We start from the raw sequence: 13,922 nt of genomic DNA on the forward strand, positions 1-13,922 counted from the left end.
GCCGCCTACCGGATGTCCCCCGGGTGCCGCTCTCCCGTCGCGTACGGATTGTGCTGGCCCTCGGCGAGGATGCCGACGAACGGTTCGCCCTCGCCGGCGAAGGTGTAGGCGCCGGCCTCGAGGCGCTCGATGAGGCCCCGCGTCCAGGCGGCCTCACCGTCCGCCGTGTGCACCCACATGTTCATGATCTCGCCGATGTGGCCGAACTGCTGCGGCCCGTCCTCGGGGATGTAGTGCTCGGTGACGGTGTCCCGCCACGCGGCCAGCCGCCGCAGGCGCTCGCGCAGCAGCGCCACGACCTCCGCGCGCTCCAGGTCGACCATGAAACCGATCGCCGCGGAGAGCAGGTCGACGCCGCGGTCCCGGGCGACGAGCGCCTCCCTCAGCAGCGTGAAGTACTCCTGCGTGCCGCGCTCGGTGATCTCGTACTCCGTGCGCGGCGGCCCGCCGGCCGTGGACGGTGCCGTCTCGTGCGCGCGCAGCAGTCCTTGCTTCGCCATCTGCTTCAGGGCGTGGTAGATCGACCCGGGCTTGGCGTGGGACCACTCGTGCGCGCCCCAGTACTCCAGGTCGCCGCGCACCTGGTACCCATGGGCCCGCCCGTGCTGCCGGACGGCCCCCAGCACGAGCAGCCGGATGGTTGACATGGGGTCCAGGTTATGGCCGTCCCCGTTGCGGACCGCCCCGGCCCCGCACAGCCAGCTCCTTATCCCTGCCCGGCGTTCTCCCGGCCCGCCGCCTGCTCCTCGGCCACCAGCTCGAAGGCGGTCCTGCCGTCCAGGGACTCGCGGATGATGTCCGCGTGGCCGGCATGGCGGGCCGTCTCGCGGATCAGGTGCAGGGCCAGCCAGCGCAGCGACACCCGCTCGTCCGGCGGGAACCAGGGGTCGTTCGGCAGCGCGAAGGTGTCGTCCAGGCTGGGCACCGAGCGGAAGTAGGCCTCCGTCTCGGCGGCGACCTGCTCCCAGTACGCCAGCTGCTGCGCGAGCGTCTCGCCCTCGGCGAGCCGGAAGCACTCGTGCCAGTTCGACTCGTCCCGCTTGACCGCCGGCGGCTCGCCCTTGGCCCGGGCCACCCAGGTCTGCTCGGTCTCGGCGACATGCTTGACCAGGCCGGACAGCGACAGCTCGCTCGCGCTCGGCCGGCTCGCGGCCTGCTCCTCGGTGAGGCCGAGCACGGCCCGGCGGATGCCGCCGCGCTGCTCCTCCAGGAAGGACAGCAGCGCGCCCCGCTCGTCGCCCTGGGCTTCGGCTCGCACGTGAGTGACCATGACCGGCCGCCTTTCGTCTCGTCGACCGCCGGACTTTCCTGCCCGACACCGAAGACGTTACGGACCCTTGCGGTCAGCCTCTGTCCGCAAGGGTCCGACCGCGCTTATGCGGTCCCGTCAGAAGGGGAAGCGGCTGCGCCCGTGCTGCACCGAGATCCACTTCAGCGTCGTGAACGCCTCCAGCGTCGACTCGCCGTTCAGCCGGCCCGGTCCCGAGTGCTTCTCACCGCCGAAGGGAACGATCGGCTCGTCGTGCACCGTGCCGTCGTTCACATGGAACATCCCGGTGTCGATCTGCCGCGCGAACCGCACGCCCCGCTCGACGTCGGCGGTGAAGACCGCACCGCTCAGCCCGTAGGGGGTGTCGTTGACGAGCCGTACCGCCTCCTCCTCGCCGTCGAAGGGGATGACGAAGACGACCGGGCCGAAGACCTCCTGCCGCAGCAGCGGCGAGTCGGCCGGCACCCCGGTCAGCACGGCCGGCTCGACCAGCGTGTCCGTCGTGGTGCCGCGCACCAGCGCGGTGGCGCCTTCGGTGAGGGCCTGCTCGATCACCCCGGAGACGTCCTCCGCCTGCCGGGAGTCGATCAGCGGCCCGATGACGGTCGCCGGATCGCTCGGGTCGCCGGCCTTGAGCCCTCTCACCCGCTCGGCGAACTTCGCGGAGAACTCCTCGGCCACTGACCGGTCGACCAGCAGCCGGTTGGCGGCCATGCAGACCTGCCCCTGGTGCACGAACCGGCTGAAGACGGCGGCGTCCACGGCGTAGTCGACATCGGCGTCGTCCAGGACCACCAGGGCGCTGTTGCCGCCCAGTTCGAGCACCGCGCGCTTGAAACGGGAGGCGCAGACGGTGGCCACGTGCCGGCCGACCTGATCGGAGCCGGTGAAGGAGATGACCTTCGGCACCGGGTGCTCCAGGAACGCGTCGCCGATCTCCGCTATGTCGGTGACGACGACGTTGAGCACCCCGGCGGGCAGCCCGGCGTCCTCGAACAGCTTGGCTATCAGGGTGCCGCCGAGGACAGGAGTGTTCTGGTGCGGCTTGAGCACGACGGCGTTGCCGAGCGCCAGCGCCGGGGCGACCGACTTCAGCGACAGCAGGAAGGGCACGTTGAAGGGGCTGATGACGCCGACCACCCCGACCGGCACCCGGTAGACGCGGTTCTCCTTGCCGTCGATCGGCGACGGAACGATCCGCCCCTCGGGGCTGAGCGCCACGTGGGCCGCCTCGCGCAGGAACTCCTTGGCCAGGTGCAGCTCGAAGGCGGCCTTGCCCCGGGTGCTGCCCAGCTCGGCGATCATCGCCTCGGTGATCTCCGCCTCGCGCTCCTCGACGAGACGCAGCACCTTCTCCAGCACCGCCCGCCGGGCGAAGGGGTTGGTGGCCGCCCACTGCTTCTGGGCCCGCTCGGCGGCGCGGTAGGCGGCGTCGACCTCACCGACCGTGGCGATCGTGATCGAGGCCAGCTTGTCGTTGTCGTACGGATTGAAGTCGATGATGTCCCAGGAGCCGGTGCCCGGGCGCCACTCACCGTCGATGTACTGCTGCGCCAGGTCGGAGAAGTACGGTGACATGCGATCCCCCTGAATCCCTGCCTGCCGGGGCAGGCGAGTCGGCCTCGCTCACCTCGCGGTCTGATCGCACGTCATCGTACTTGCGTGTCAAGAGAGTTGAAGGAGTCCACGCAAAAGATCGCGGGTCTCGGACGGCCCGGGGCTGTCCTGCTGCAACTCCTTCAGCGCCTGCTCGTACTGGGCGACGTCCTCCGGCTTGTCCAGGTACAGCGCGCTGGTGAGCTGCTCGGTGAACACCACGTCCGACAGGTCGGACTCCGGGAAGCTGAGGATGGTGAAGGCGCCGGACTCGCCGGAGTGCCCGCCGAAGCTGAACGGCATGACCTGCAGCCGGACGTTGGGCCGCTCGGACATGTCGATCAGGTGCTGCAACTGCTCGCGCATCACCGCGCGGTCGCCGTACGGCCGGCGCAGGGCGGCCTCGTCGAGGACGACGTGGAACTCGGGGGCGTTCTCGGCGACGAGGTACTTCTGCCGCTCCAGCCGCAGCTCCACCCGCTTGTCGACGTCGGCCTCGCTCGCACCCTTCATCCCGCGCCGCACCACGGCACGCGCGTACGCCTCGGTCTGCAGCAGGCCGTGCACGAACTGCACCTCGTAGGCGCGGATCAGGGACGCGGCGCCCTCGAGGCCGACGTAGGTGGGGAACCAGCTCGGCAGGACGTCGGAGTAACTGTGCCACCAGCCCGCGACATTGGCCTCGCGAGCCAGGTTCACCAGGGCCGTGCGCTCCGCTTCGTCCGTGATGCCGTACAGCGTCAGCAAGTCCTCCACGTCCCTCGTCTTGAAGCTCACCCGGCCCAGTTCCATCCGGCTGATCTTCGACTCGGAGGCACGGATCGAGTACCCCGCCTGCTCGCGCGTGATCCCGCGTGCCTCGCGCAGCCGCCTGAGTTGCGAGCCGAGCAGCATGCGCCGCACCACTGATCCAGGCTCTCCCGCACTCACGTCCGCTGCCTCCCTACCGACTCCAGGGCCCGCAGTCTGCCACTAAAACACTTCGAGCAGTACTCGTCCGATTACAGAAACGGAAAAGCCACCTGTCGCCCTCGCGCGACTTCCGGCCATCAACGGGTAGGGAAGATGCGGAAGTTGGGTGGGAAGCGGGCAGAAAAAATGGCCAACAAGCGGCACGTGGGCATCCATTTCGGTCACGTGCACGTGCATCTGCCCTTGCATCTGGACTGCGCTTCCGAAACCATGGTCCCGCGCCACCGCTGCATCGCAACGACCGCGAACTCCCGGGAGTGCCTCGCATGGGGACGAATGGATCGACCATGCTCCAGCCGTTACGGCAGGGCCTTCCGCCGCTGGATCCCGCAGCCGTCTCCAACGCCGCCTCCACTTCCCTGCCCGCCCGTTACGAAGCCGTCGGCGAGGCGCGCCGATTCACCCGCCAGACCCTGGACCAGTGGGGACTGGGCGACCGCTTCGACGACGTGTGCCTCGTCGTCTCCGAACTCGTCACCAACGCGCTGCGGCACGCCACCCCGGCCGGGGGTGCGGCCGGTGATCCGCTGCCGCCCGTGCGGTTGCACCTGATGCGGTGGAGCGAGCGACTGGTGTGCGCGGTGCGCGACGCGAGCAAGGACGGCCCGGTGGCCCGCGAGGCCGACGACTTCGCGGCGGAGTCCGGCCGCGGGCTGTTCCTCGTCGAGTCCTTCAGCGACAGCTGGGGCTGGCACCCGCTGACGGGCGGCCTCGGCGGCAAGGTCGTCTGGGCCCTGTTCCGGCTGCCTTCCATATGACCCCTCCCGGCGTTCTTCGACGCCGGGTTTCTACGCGCGTCAAGCAAGCGCTCTCACACCGGGCACGCGTAACCCGTGATCATCCGCCGACGAGATGGTCGAACTCCCCGTCCTTGACGCCCAGCAGCATGGCCTCGATCTCCGCTCGCGTGTAGACGAGCGCGGGCCCGTCAGGGAACCGCGAGTTGCGCACGGCCACGTCCCCGCCCGGCAACCGGGCGAACTCCACACAGGAGCCCTGGGAGTTGCTGTGCCGGCTCTTCTGCCAGGAGACCCCGTGCAGGTGCGTGGCGGCGATGCCGTTGTACACGCCGGACGCGTTCTCAACGTCGGACACGTCGTGGTCCACAGGTCGCTCCCCGGTGGTGCACTGGCTGATGAGGCCATTGATGCAGTGGTCAACTGATCGGGATCATAACCCCGTTCACGTGCAGATGCCTGAGCAAATGCACGTGCACGCCAGGTGTTCCCCCGGTTACAGCTTTTGACGAGCGCTTTACGCGAACCGTTCCAGCGCCTGCCCCAGAGCAGCAAGAACATGTGCGCCCCAGCCACCGCCCATGATCCGCCGGGCCATCAGCTGCGCCGGATCGTCCGGATCGAAGCCCTCGTGCACCACGAACAGACGCGTTCCACGCCCCTCCTGTTCCAGCCGCCAGGTGATCGTCCAGTCGGCGGGATGGCCGGGATCGGCGTCCCGCCACCGCACGGCCAGCATCCGCTCCACGTCGAAGGCGAGAACCTCCACCTCGACGACACCGGAGAAACCGGTGTTGGGGCGCGGCACGGACGTCATCCGATACCGATGACCGACCGCGAGCCGGAACTCCCCGGAGCCGGGCATCTGCCACTGCGCAAGCAACTCCGGCTCGGTCAGCGCACGCCACACCTTCGCGGGCGGATGCGGAAAGAACTGGTCGACACGGACAGTGGTGAGATCGTCGTCGCTGCTCATGACGGGCCATCGTCGGGCATCCGGTCGAGCAGATCCCCCAGCCCCTTCAGCTGATCGCGCCAGAACCGCTCGTACGGATGGAGCCACTCCTGCACCTCGGCGAGAGGCACCGCCCGCAACCGGTAGATACGCTGCCGCCCGGACCGCTGCTCGGCGACAAGACCGGCGTCCCGGAGCACCTTCAGATGCTCCGACAGACTGGGCCGGCGCATGTCGAAGTGATCGGCGATCGCCTGCACCGGCTGGGGCCCGCCCTCCCGCAGCAACCGCAGCACCTCACGGCGCGTGGCGTTGGCAAGCGCGGCGAAGACACGGTCCTCGGCGGCGACATCAGGGGCCCCGGCACTCATAACGGCTTCAGAAGCCTTCCTTCTCCGTCAGCAGCATCAGACCGTTGCCGTCGGGATCGGCGAAGGAGGCCATACGGCCCCACGGTTGCTCCTCCGGCTCCCGCACCACGGCACCCGCCTCGGCGAGCCGGGCGCAGTCGGCGTCGACATCGGTCGTGACCAACATGATCCCCCGCGCCGACCCGGCCTCGAAATCGCCCATTCCCGGCCCCGCCAGCGTGAACGCGGTCTGCGCCCCCAGCGGCGCGACCTGGAGCCAACGCCCCGCGGGCATCTCCAGATCGGCGACGACCTCGAACCCGAGTACGTCGCGATAGAAGCGCAGGGCCCGGTCCTGATCGGAGACGGGGAGGGTGACGAAAGAGGCGTGACTGATGCTCATGGCCCACAACATACGTAGGCATCTCCCTACGCGTCAACCGTAGGATTTTCCCTACGCATCTCGTCTGGCCTTTGCCGATAAGTCACCCCTGCCGGGGCACCCAACGCGCCGCAGGCGCGGCGCACGCCACGACGAGACCGCGACCGGTGCGCCGCAGGCGCCCAGGGGTGCGGGGCTGCGTCGCTGTGCGGCACCGCCGCGTGGGCGTGAGCACCCCCGCTCACCCGCAGACGAACGACGGCTTCCAGGTCTGGCACCCCCTCCGTACCCGTTGGTAGCGTGCCCCGGTGACTTCCCCGACCCCCACCCGCCGCCTCGCGACCGCGGCCGCAGCCCTCACCGCCGCCCTGACCCTGGCCGCGTGCAGCGGCGGTGGCGGCGGCAGCGACGACGGGAAGACCACGGCCCCGGCAACGACCCGGTCCCCCGCGACCGGCGCCACCACCCCCCAGCCCCCCGCCGGCGCCTTGCAGGGCAACTGGCTCACCACCACCAACGGCAAGGCCGTCGTCCTGGTCCTCACCGAGACGCAGGCCGCCCTCTTCACCACCGGCGGCAGCGTGTGCAGCGGCCCGATCAAGGACCGCACGATCCAGCTCAAGTGCAAGGGCACGGCAACCGGCCACACCACCGGCCACATCGACTCCGTGGACAGGACGACGCTGAAGGTCACCTGGGTGGGTGACGTCGGTACGGAGACGTACACCCGCTCCGAGAGCGGCGGAATGCCCTCCCGTTTCCCCACGGCGGGCCTCGGCTCGTAACGCCGGGCCCGCGCATGCGCGATGATCCTGGGGCACCGTCACGATCTCAGGGGATTCCACACATGCGCGCCATGCCGATCACCGTCGCCGCCCTCGCGGCGGCACTCCTTCTCACCGCCTGCGACAGCGGCTCCGACAGCAACGACAAGGCAGGCGGCGGCGACGCCAAGGCCGCGAAGAGCACCGCCTGCCGCCTCGACGGCGTGGGCGCCGAGGTCGGCCCGGTCAGCGCCGCGCCCGCCGCCGGTGACACCGGTACCGTCACCGTCACGCTCACCAACACGGGTTCCGACTGCACCCTGGAGGGCTTCCCGAAGGTCGTCCTCCAGGCCGGAGACACCAAGGCGGCCGTCCCCGCCGACCAGGCGGCGCAGAGCCAGAAGCTGACGCTGGCCAAGGACGCGACGACGTCCTTCACGATCACCTACACGCGGGCGGCGGCATCGGCCGGCCCGCAGAGCCTGGCCGTGAAGACGGCGACGTTCGCCCTGCCCGGCGCGGAGGACACGCACGAGTTCCCCTGGTCGTACGGCGAGGTCGCGCTCAAGGGCAGCACTCCGGACGCCACGGTGGGCGGCTTCGAACAGGCCGGGGACTGACGGCACGCCTCGAGGTCACGGCGTCGTCACCCCACCGGCACTGCCATAGTTCACGATGCCGTGACCCCATCCCGCGAGACCGCCACCGCCCGGGAGCGCCCGGACCCCGGGACGCCGGCGCACGCGAGAAGCCCCCGCACCGCTGAGCCCGACGCACGGCTGAGCGCAATCGCACCGCGCAGTGCAACCGCACCGCACCGCACCACCTCGCAGAGCGCACTGCACCGCACCACCTCGCACAGCGCACTGCACCGCACCGCACCGCAGAGCGTCACGGCAGTCGTGGCCGGTCCCCCACCCGCGCCCGGTCCGCCGCGCGGGAGCCCTCGGTCCACCCCGCCGCGTCGCTCACCCCGCGCAGCCGGGTGGACACGGTCTCGGGGAACATCCGGTCGGCCGCGGCGCCGACAGCGACCTCGCGGGAGGCGAGCACCGGCAGCAGGTCGTCGCTCACCTGCGTCTCCGCGGCAACCGCGAGCCGCCCGCCTATCCGATGCGCGTACGCGGCGAGGAACGACTGCCGGAAGGTCTTCGTCCGCTTACGGCCGCCCTTGCGCTGCGCGGCCTCCGCCGCGGCCAGTGCCGACTGGGCCTGCACCAGCAGCGAGGTGTAGAGCAGCTCGACGGCCTCAAGGTCGGCCTCGAAACCGACGACCGTGGAGAAGCTCAGCGTCTCGTTCCACACCGCGCGGCAGTGATTGGCTGTGGCGACCGCGTCGAGCAGGACCGCCTTGGCCTGCTCGTACGGCGGCTCGACGCCGATCCGGCAGGCGCCGGGCGCGTCGGGGGCTGGCGCCTGCGCGTCGAGCAGCGCCTCGTCGACGCTGTGCCGGGCCATCAGCTCCTGTGCCTTGGCGGTGAGCGCCTCGGCCTCCTCCGGGTAGCCGGTCGCCTCCGCCTTGGCGAGGAGAGCGCGGATCCGGCCCAGCATCCGGGAGTCGGTGCTGCGCGGCCGGCGCGGTTCCTCCAGGGGCTCCAGCGCGGGCAGGCGCACCAGCAGCCGGTACAGCTCGAGGACGGCGGTGGCGTGGGTGAAACGGTCGGCACGGGCCGGCGCGGGAGGGGGCAGCTCCTCGATCTGCGCCCGCCAGCGCGCGCTGCGGACCCGGTCGTCGGGCGCCTGCGCCCGCACCAGATCGGCGGCCAGCCGCACGTGGACGTCGTCCAGTTCGCGCCGCACGATCCGCACGAGGTCGGCGGGCTGCCAGCCACGCCGCCAGAGCACCGCGACGAACTCCCGCCCACGCCGCTCGACGTCGGCGTCGGCCGCCGGGTCGGCGGCCAGCAGAGAGGCACCGGTGTCCAGGGTGGTCACACCGGTGTCGTACAGGGCGGCCTCGAAGGCCCGGTCGACAGCGCTCACCCGACGATCGTGACACGGGGCACTGACAACCCGAGGACTGCCTTCGCCCAGCAGGCGCCTCGAGCGCCCTCATGTCAACCAAGGGTTGACACCTCATGCATGTCAACCTAAGGTTGACACATGGCGAAGAATCCCGCTGTCACGACATCCGTCCGCCTCGACGACCTCATCGCGGCCATCAAGAAGGTTCACGAAGAACCCCTCGAACAGCTCGAGGACGCGGTGATCGCTGCGGAGCACCTCGACGAGGTGGCCGACCATCTGATCGGCCACTTCGTCGACCAGGCCCGCCGCTCCGGCGCCTCATGGACCGACATCGGCAAGAGCATGGGCGTCACCCGGCAGGCGGCGCAGAAGCGGTTCGTGCCCAAGGAGTCGGCCGATCTCGACCCCAGCCAGGGCTTCAACCGCTACACCCCACGCGCCCGCAACGTCGTCGTGGCCTCCCACAACGAAGCCAAGGCGGCGCACAGCGCCGAGAGCGTCCCCGAGCACCTGATCCTCGGCCTGCTCGCCGAACCGGAGGGGCTGGCCGCCAAGGCGATCACCGCGCAGGGCGTCACCCTCGACGCGGTCCGCGAGGCCGCGCGGGCGGCGCTCCCGCCGGCCGTGGAGGACGCCCCCGACCTGGTGCCGTACAGCTCCTCGGCGAAGAAGGTCCTGGAGCTGACGTTCCGCGAGGCGCTGCGCCTCGGTCACAACTACGTCGGCACCGAACACATCCTGCTGGCCCTGCTGGAGCACGAGAACGGCGAGGGCGTCCTCAGCGGACTGGGCCTCGGCAAGCCGGCCACCGAACGGCACGTCGCGGAGTTCCTCACGTCCCTCCACGCGGACGGGCAGGACTGACCCCCGCTGGAGGCGCCCCCTGAAAGGCGACCGCAAGAACACCGCGACGACGGCCGTCCGCCCAGCTCAGCGCCTTTGTCAGACCCCTCTGCCACACTCGCGACATGGCCGACCGCTGGGCACTCGCTCCGGCCGAGGACGGTGGCGTGGACGTCGCCCCCCTCGGCCCGGACGGGCTGCCCGCCGGTCCCGTCCAGCGGGAGGAGGACCCGGCGCGAGCCGTGCGCGGCAGGCCGCGCGTCACGCGCTGGGTGTGGCGTTCCACCGCCGAGATCTATCCGCGTCTGCTCGCCGCGGGGGTGCGAGTCGAGCGGTGCTACGACGTCGAGGACGCCGAGACTCTGCTGCTGGGCCACGAGGGACGCTCCGGCGAACCCCGTTCGGCGGCCGCCGCGCTGGCCAGGCTGCGCGGCGGCCCCGTACCACCGGACCCGCCCCAGCGGTCCGCCGAGCCGGGCGCCCAGTCCCCGCTCTTCGAACCGCAGGGCACCCGCCTGCCGCTGACCGACCTCCTCGAGGTCTACGCCGAGCAGCAGCGCCGGCACGCGCGCGCCGAACACCCCGACCGGATGCGGCTGCTGACGGCCGCCGAGTCGGCCGGGATGCTGGTGGCCGCCGAGATGAACCACGCGGGGCTGCCCTGGAGCGCGGACGTGCACCGCGCGCTGCTGCACGACCTGCTCGGCGAGAGGTACGCGGGCGGGGGCGAGCCGCGCCGCCTGGCCGAGCTCGCGGACGAGGTCTCCGCGGCCTTCGGGCGCCGGGTCCGGCCCGACCTGCCCGCCGACGTGGTCAAGGCGTTCGCGCAGGCCGGGATCAAGGTCAGGTCGACCCGCCGCTGGGAGATCGAGTCCGTCGACCATCCGGCGGTGAAGCCCCTGCTGGAGTACAAGAAGCTGTACCGCATCTGGGTCGCCCACGGCTGGTCCTGGCTGCAGGACTGGGTGCGCGAGGGCCGGTTCCGCCCGGAGTTCCTCGCGGGCGGCACGGTCACCGGACGCTGGGTCACCAACGGCGGGGGCGCGCTGCAGATCCCCCGCGTGATCCGCCGGGCGGTGGTCGCCGACCCCGGCTGGCGGCTCGTCGTCGCGGACGCCGACCAGATGGAGCCGCGCGTGCTGGCGGCGATCTCCCGCGATGCGGGGCTGATGGAGGTGGCCGGCCGCGAGAGCGACCTGTACCAGGAGGTGTCCGACCGCGCCTTCGCCGGTGACCGCGACCAGGCGAAGATCGCCGTGCTCGGCGCGGTGTACGGCCAGACCTCGGGCGACGGTCTGAAGAACCTGGCCGCCCTGCGCCGCCGCTTCCCGAAGGCCGTGGCGTACGTCGACGACGCCGCCCGGGCCGGCGAGGAGGGCCGTCTGGTGCGCACCTGGCTGGGCCGGACCTGCCCGCCGGCGGCGAGCGCGGCCGACGACGCGGGCGAGGGCATCCCGGTGGCGGAGGACGACTCCGGGGAGCGGGCCTGGGTGCCGGGTTACGCCTCGACCGACGCCCGCGCCCGGGGCCGCTTCGCGCGCAACTTCGTCGTCCAGGGCAGCGCCGCCGACTGGGCCCTGCTGCTGCTCGCCGGGCTGCGGCAGCGGTGCGCGGACATGGCTGCCGAGCTGGTGTTCTTCCAGCACGACGAGGTGATCGTGCACTGTCCCGAGCAGGAGGCCGCGGCGGTCGTCACGGCGATCCGGGAGGCGGCCGACCTGGCGGGCAGGCTGACGTTCGGCGAGACGCCGGTGCGGTTCCCGTTCACGACGGCGGTGGTCGAGTGCTACGCCGACGCGAAGTGACCGCCTGTGGGACCGGCGCTCGCCCGGCCGAGAACAACCGGCTGTCGATCGACTGATTTTTATGTGATCATGACATCCGATCCCGGTCCGACGGTGCGCGCGGTGCACATCGTGCACGCGCTGCTCGGGGGAGTGTCGCCGCCGTGGCCGGATCCGGGGACATACGAGGACCCTGGCCGTCAGAGGTGAACGACCGGGGTCCTCGTCCCCACTCTCCGCTCTCGGGCCGCCCGTTCAGATCACCGGGGGCCGCCCCAGCCGGGTCAGCCGCCACACCGTGCGCCACCGCATCGGGCGCCGCTCACCAGCCGGTTCACGCAGCCCCTCGGCGAACCCCCCGAACCAGGCACGCAGTCCGGCCGCCGACCGGGTGCGCAGCAGGGTGACGGCGATCCACACGCCGAGGTGGACGGGGATGAGCGGCAGCGGCAGCCGGCGCCGTACGAGCCAGACGCGGTTGCGGGCCGTGACGCGGTGGTAGATGGCGTGCCGGGCCGGTGAGGTCTTCGGGTGCTGGAGCAGCAGCTCGGGCGCGTAGAGGATCTTCCAGCCCGCGTCGGCTGCCCGCCAGGCCAGGTCGGTCTCCTCGTGCGCGAAGAAGAACTCCGCGGGCCAGTCGCCGATCTGGGCCAGCATCGCCGTCCGGAAGGCGTGCCCGCCACCCAGGAACCCGGTGACATACCCGCCCCGCAGCGGGTCCGCGTTGCCCGCCCGCGGCACGTGCCGGCGCTGGGTCTCCCCGTTCTCGTCGGCGATACGGAACCCGACGATGCCGAGCCGCTCCTCCTCGGCGAACAGTTCCGCCACGCGGCGCAGCACGTCCGCGTCGACGAGCAGCCCGTCGTCGTCGAGTTCCACCACGACATCGACGTCACCGAACTCGCGCAGCCGGGCGAGGGCGACGTTGCGTCCGCCGGGGCAGCCGAGGTTCTCGTCCGTCTCGATGACGGTGACCTCGCCGGGCAGCGACAGCCGCTGGGCGAACTCCGGCAGCCGGCAGCCGTTGCCGACGATCACGACGCGGGCGGGCGCGAGATCCTGCTTGGCCACGGACTCCAGCAGGGCGTCGACCTCGGCGGGCCGGTTCCCCATGGTCACCACGGAGACCGCGATCCTCGGCTCCACCAACGCCCCTCACCCCATCCGGCTGTCGACCGCGCCCACGTCCTCGCCGCGCGGGCGGTCGTTCACCAAGATGTTGCCTCAGAGCCGGGGGTTGTCCGGGAACCGATGCGCTTTGCGCCCTCTTTACGCCGTTTTCCTCACAGCGGCGGAACGCATGCCCTGCCGCAAGAGGAAGCCGTCCGCCGCCGAAGGGCGATCAGGCGGCCCCGATCTCCCGCAGGTCCGCGTATCCCGCCCGGAAGCCGGGCGAGTTCATCTCGACGTCCGTGCTTCCGGCTTCGACGGTCTCCACCTTCCACAGCTTGCCCGCGATCTCGACGGTGCCGCCCTCGCGTACGTCGTCGTAGAAGGCGAGCTGTCCCTTGCCGACCGCGGTCACGCTGATCGCCGCCCGGGCAGGACCGGCTTCGATGTCGGTGACCACCGCGCCCATGCCCGGCCCGTTGTCGGGCACGTGCCAGCGCAGCCGCCAGTGTCCGTCGTGCGTGGTCGGCCACTTGTCCGTGGATGCACCCTGGTTCGCGCCCTGGCGCTCCGCCGTGGTGAGGACCACACGGTAGGTACAGATCTGGGCGACCGCGAAGGACCGCCCCTTCAAGGTGACCTTCTGCCCCACGGCCACGGTCTGCTTCGCCCCGCCGACGCCGAGCACGGCGCTGCGGTGCCTCCCGTCGGCACCGGCCTCGGAGTAGCTCACCGTGCCGACGCCCGGCAGCACCCTCGCTCCGCCCTTCAGCAGACGCAGCCCCTCGGCTCCTTTGCCGCCCTCGCACTCCGGCCCCTTGTCCGCGGCCGGAACAGCCCGGGGCGACGAGGACGCCGAAGCCGAGGGGCCCGCCGTATCGGACCCCCGCGCCCCACTCGCGGCACCACCGCACCCGGCCAGCAGCAGCACGAGGCACACGCCGCCGCCCGGTTTCGCGAACCTCATCCCGCCCCCGCAGTTCCTGTGACGCCTGACGCGAAGCCACGTACAACACGACGAAACCCCAGGTCAGCTGTTATCTGACCTGGGGTCCCAGTGGAGCCGCTTTCGGGATTCGAACCCGAGACCTACGCATTACGAGTGCGTTGCTCTGGCCATCTGAGCTAAAGCGGCGCGCTGCCGGCACCATGGTGCGATCGGCAACGACGGTAAGTCTACACAGTTTCCAG

General features: G+C 71.2%; 16 protein-coding genes and 1 tRNA gene. 5 read left to right on the forward strand and 12 right to left on the reverse strand.

Annotated elements, in window-relative coordinates:
* Positions 1-5: 5 nt before the first annotated feature.
* The 4 genes from ACZ67Q_RS28420 to ACZ67Q_RS28435 all read right to left on the reverse strand — a co-directional run bounded on the left by ACZ67Q_RS28420 (position 6) and on the right by ACZ67Q_RS28435 (position 3,760).
* Positions 6-647 carry a PadR family transcriptional regulator gene (locus ACZ67Q_RS28420; protein ID WP_471187709.1) on the reverse strand — a complete coding sequence of 214 codons (642 nt, stop codon included), beginning with the start codon at positions 645-647 and terminating at the stop codon, positions 6-8.
* Positions 648-706: 59 nt separating this feature from the next.
* Positions 707-1,270: a DinB family protein gene (locus ACZ67Q_RS28425; RefSeq protein ID WP_471187712.1), complete on the reverse strand. Its 564-nt coding sequence runs from the start codon at positions 1,268-1,270 to the stop codon at positions 707-709.
* Between the two features lie 117 nt (positions 1,271-1,387).
* The gene (locus ACZ67Q_RS28430) at positions 1,388-2,848 is read right to left on the reverse strand and encodes an aldehyde dehydrogenase family protein (protein ID WP_471187715.1); all 1,461 of its coding nucleotides are present in this window, start codon (positions 2,846-2,848) and stop codon (positions 1,388-1,390) included.
* 87 nt (positions 2,849-2,935) lie between these two features.
* Positions 2,936-3,760, reverse strand: a complete 825-nt coding sequence (locus ACZ67Q_RS28435; RefSeq protein ID WP_471188095.1) for a helix-turn-helix domain-containing protein — start codon at positions 3,758-3,760, stop codon at positions 2,936-2,938.
* Between the two features lie 344 nt (positions 3,761-4,104).
* Between ACZ67Q_RS28435 and ACZ67Q_RS28440 the strand changes: the two genes are divergently transcribed.
* Complete coding sequence (locus tag ACZ67Q_RS28440; protein WP_471187717.1) at positions 4,105-4,596, forward strand: ATP-binding protein; 492 nt, start codon at positions 4,105-4,107, stop codon at positions 4,594-4,596.
* 79 nt (positions 4,597-4,675) lie between these two features.
* Here ACZ67Q_RS28440 and ACZ67Q_RS28445 read toward each other — a convergent pair whose 3' ends face one another.
* From ACZ67Q_RS28445 to ACZ67Q_RS28460, 4 genes are all read right to left on the reverse strand, one after another.
* A complete protein-coding gene (locus ACZ67Q_RS28445) occupies positions 4,676-4,945 on the reverse strand; it encodes a DUF397 domain-containing protein (protein WP_471187720.1) in 270 nt (89 codons plus the stop codon).
* A 147-nt stretch (positions 4,946-5,092) separates the two neighbouring features.
* A complete protein-coding gene (locus ACZ67Q_RS28450) occupies positions 5,093-5,551 on the reverse strand; it encodes an SRPBCC family protein (protein ID WP_471187723.1) in 459 nt (152 codons plus the stop codon).
* A complete protein-coding gene (locus tag ACZ67Q_RS28455; protein WP_471187726.1) occupies positions 5,548-5,901 on the reverse strand; it encodes an ArsR/SmtB family transcription factor in 354 nt (117 codons plus the stop codon). The genes ACZ67Q_RS28450 and ACZ67Q_RS28455 overlap by 4 nt, the downstream gene beginning before the upstream one ends.
* Positions 5,902-5,908: 7 nt before the next feature.
* Entirely contained in the window at positions 5,909-6,283 is a 375-nt protein-coding gene (locus ACZ67Q_RS28460; RefSeq protein ID WP_471187729.1) for a VOC family protein, read from the reverse strand.
* 287 nt (positions 6,284-6,570) lie between these two features.
* Here ACZ67Q_RS28460 and ACZ67Q_RS28465 point away from each other — a divergent pair, with 287 nt between their 5' ends.
* Together ACZ67Q_RS28465 and ACZ67Q_RS28470 are read left to right on the forward strand one after the other, a co-directional pair.
* Positions 6,571-7,047, forward strand: coding sequence for a hypothetical protein (locus ACZ67Q_RS28465; RefSeq protein ID WP_471187732.1), 477 nt, complete (start codon positions 6,571-6,573; stop codon positions 7,045-7,047).
* 62 nt (positions 7,048-7,109) lie between these two features.
* Positions 7,110-7,646 carry a DUF4232 domain-containing protein gene (locus ACZ67Q_RS28470; RefSeq protein ID WP_471187735.1) on the forward strand — a complete coding sequence of 179 codons (537 nt, stop codon included), beginning with the start codon at positions 7,110-7,112 and terminating at the stop codon, positions 7,644-7,646.
* Between the two features lie 271 nt (positions 7,647-7,917).
* On the opposite strand, the gene ACZ67Q_RS28475 is transcribed toward ACZ67Q_RS28470, so the two are convergent.
* Complete coding sequence (locus ACZ67Q_RS28475) at positions 7,918-9,009, reverse strand: DUF2786 domain-containing protein (protein WP_471187738.1); 1,092 nt, start codon at positions 9,007-9,009, stop codon at positions 7,918-7,920.
* Positions 9,010-9,129: 120 nt separating this feature from the next.
* On the opposite strand from ACZ67Q_RS28475, the gene ACZ67Q_RS28480 reads away from it, so the two are divergent.
* Together ACZ67Q_RS28480 and ACZ67Q_RS28485 are read left to right on the forward strand one after the other, a co-directional pair.
* Positions 9,130-9,858, forward strand: coding sequence for a Clp protease N-terminal domain-containing protein (locus ACZ67Q_RS28480; RefSeq protein ID WP_471187741.1), 729 nt, complete (start codon positions 9,130-9,132; stop codon positions 9,856-9,858).
* A 104-nt stretch (positions 9,859-9,962) separates the two neighbouring features.
* On the forward strand, positions 9,963-11,642 hold the full coding sequence (locus ACZ67Q_RS28485) for a bifunctional 3'-5' exonuclease/DNA polymerase (RefSeq protein ID WP_471187744.1): 1,680 nt from the start codon (positions 9,963-9,965) through the stop codon (positions 11,640-11,642).
* A 234-nt stretch (positions 11,643-11,876) separates the two neighbouring features.
* On the opposite strand, the gene ACZ67Q_RS28490 is transcribed toward ACZ67Q_RS28485, so the two are convergent.
* The 3 genes from ACZ67Q_RS28490 to ACZ67Q_RS28500 all read right to left on the reverse strand — a co-directional run bounded on the left by ACZ67Q_RS28490 (position 11,877) and on the right by ACZ67Q_RS28500 (position 13,866).
* Positions 11,877-12,770, reverse strand: a complete 894-nt coding sequence (locus ACZ67Q_RS28490) for a glycosyltransferase family 2 protein (RefSeq protein WP_471187746.1) — start codon at positions 12,768-12,770, stop codon at positions 11,877-11,879.
* A 193-nt stretch (positions 12,771-12,963) separates the two neighbouring features.
* Complete coding sequence (locus ACZ67Q_RS28495; protein WP_471187749.1) at positions 12,964-13,698, reverse strand: hypothetical protein; 735 nt, start codon at positions 13,696-13,698, stop codon at positions 12,964-12,966.
* Positions 13,699-13,789: 91 nt separating this feature from the next.
* Positions 13,790-13,866: transfer RNA gene (locus ACZ67Q_RS28500), tRNA-Thr, on the reverse strand.
* Between the last annotated feature and the right edge of the window lie 56 nt (positions 13,867-13,922).

Source organism: Streptomyces sp. NPDC036813, assembly GCF_055609245.1.